General features: G+C 74.3%; 2 protein-coding genes. Both read left to right on the top strand.

Going from position 1 to position 1,379, the window contains the following annotated elements:
* The first annotated feature begins 111 nt into the window (after nt 1-111).
* Nucleotides 112-726, top strand: a complete 615-nt coding sequence (gene cobO / locus E1291_RS41355) for a cob(I)yrinic acid a,c-diamide adenosyltransferase (RefSeq protein ID WP_131743465.1) — start codon at nt 112-114, stop codon at nt 724-726.
* On the top strand, nt 720-1,379 hold a 660-nt coding region (locus E1291_RS41350; protein ID WP_131743464.1), incomplete at its 3' end, for a cobyrinic acid a,c-diamide synthase CobB. The genes cobO and E1291_RS41350, both read left to right, overlap by 7 nt.

The raw sequence follows: 1,379 nt of genomic DNA, 5'->3' as shown, positions 1-1,379 counted from the left end.
TCGCCGAGCCGCTCGGGGGTCAGCTCGGCCTGGACGTGGTCGGGCTCGATCCGCGCGACCGGCCGCCAGACCTCCACGTCGGCGTCGTAGGCTCACGGAACGGGGACTGAGATGCCGCAGGGCAAGCCGGAGTACGTGCCGCGCGACGGGCTGACGACGAGGGAGCGCCGCAACCGGCCGCTGCTGATCGTCCACACCGGGCCCGGCAAGGGGAAGTCGACCGCCGCGTTCGGGCTGGCGCTGCGCGCCTGGAACCAGGGCTGGCCGATCGGGGTGTTCCAGTTCGTCAAGTCCGCCAAGTGGCGCATCGGCGAGGAGAGCGCGCTGCTGGCGCTGGGACGCGTGCACGCCGAGACCGGCGAGGGCGGCCCGGTGTTCTGGACGAAGATGGGCGAGGGCTGGTCGTGGATCCAGCGGCCCGGGTCCGAGGACGACCACGAGGCCGACGCCCGCGAGGGCTGGGAGCAGATCAAGCGGGACCTGGCCGCCGAGACGTACCGGCTGTACGTCCTGGACGAGTTCACCTATCCGATCAAGTGGGGCTGGATCGACGTGGACGACGTCGTGACGGCGCTGCGCGACCGGCCGGGCCACCAGCACGTCGTGATCACCGGCCGGGACGCCGACCCGCGGCTGGTGGAGGCCGCCGACCTGGTCACCGAGATGGGCAAGGTCCGTCACCCGATGGACCGCGGGCAGAAGGGCCAGAAGGGCATCGAGTGGTGACGGCGCCGCGGCTCGTCATCGCCGCGCCCTCGTCGGGCAGCGGCAAGACGACCGTGGCGACGGGCCTGATGGCCGCGTTCGCCGAGCGCGGCCTGAAGGTCTCCCCGCACAAGGTCGGCCCCGACTACATCGACCCCGGTTACCACGCCCTCGCCACGGGACGCCCCGGGCGGAACCTGGATCCGTGGCTCACGTCCGAGGACCTGGTCGTCCCGTTGTTCCTGCACGGTGCTGCTGGCGCGGACGTGTCCGTCGTCGAGGGCGTCATGGGCCTGTACGACGGGGCGGCGGGGATCGGCCCGCCCGGTTCCGCGGGCGGCGGCGACTTCGCGTCCACCGCGCACGTCGCCATGCTGCTGGAGGCGCCGGTCGTGCTGGTGGTCGACGCGTCGGCCGCCGCGGGCCGGTCGGTCGCCGCGCTGGTGCACGGGTTCCGCTCGTTCGGCTCGGTGCGGGTCGCCGGGGTGATCCTCAACCGGCTCGGCTCGGACGCGCACGAGGAGATGTGCCGGGCCGCCGTCGCCGAGCTGGGGCTGCCCGTGCTGGGCGCGCTGCGCCGGCACTCCGGCGCGGCCACGCCGTCCCGGCACCTGGGGCTCGTCCCGGCGGCCGAGCGGCGCGACGAGGCGGTGGCGACCGTCCGGCGGCTGGGC

The organism is Actinomadura roseirufa (genome assembly GCF_900659635.1).
GTDB lineage: Bacteria > Actinomycetota > Actinomycetes > Streptosporangiales > Streptosporangiaceae > Spirillospora > Spirillospora roseirufa.
Note: the sequence above shows the minus strand (reverse complement) of the source record. Positions and strands in the feature narration are given on the sequence as shown.

Bases quoted from the DNA above. Each gene is read 5' to 3' on its own strand.
- cobO (WP_131743465.1), top strand. From the start codon at position 112: ATGCCGCAGGGCAAGCCGGAGTACGTGCCGCGCGACGGGCTGACGACG.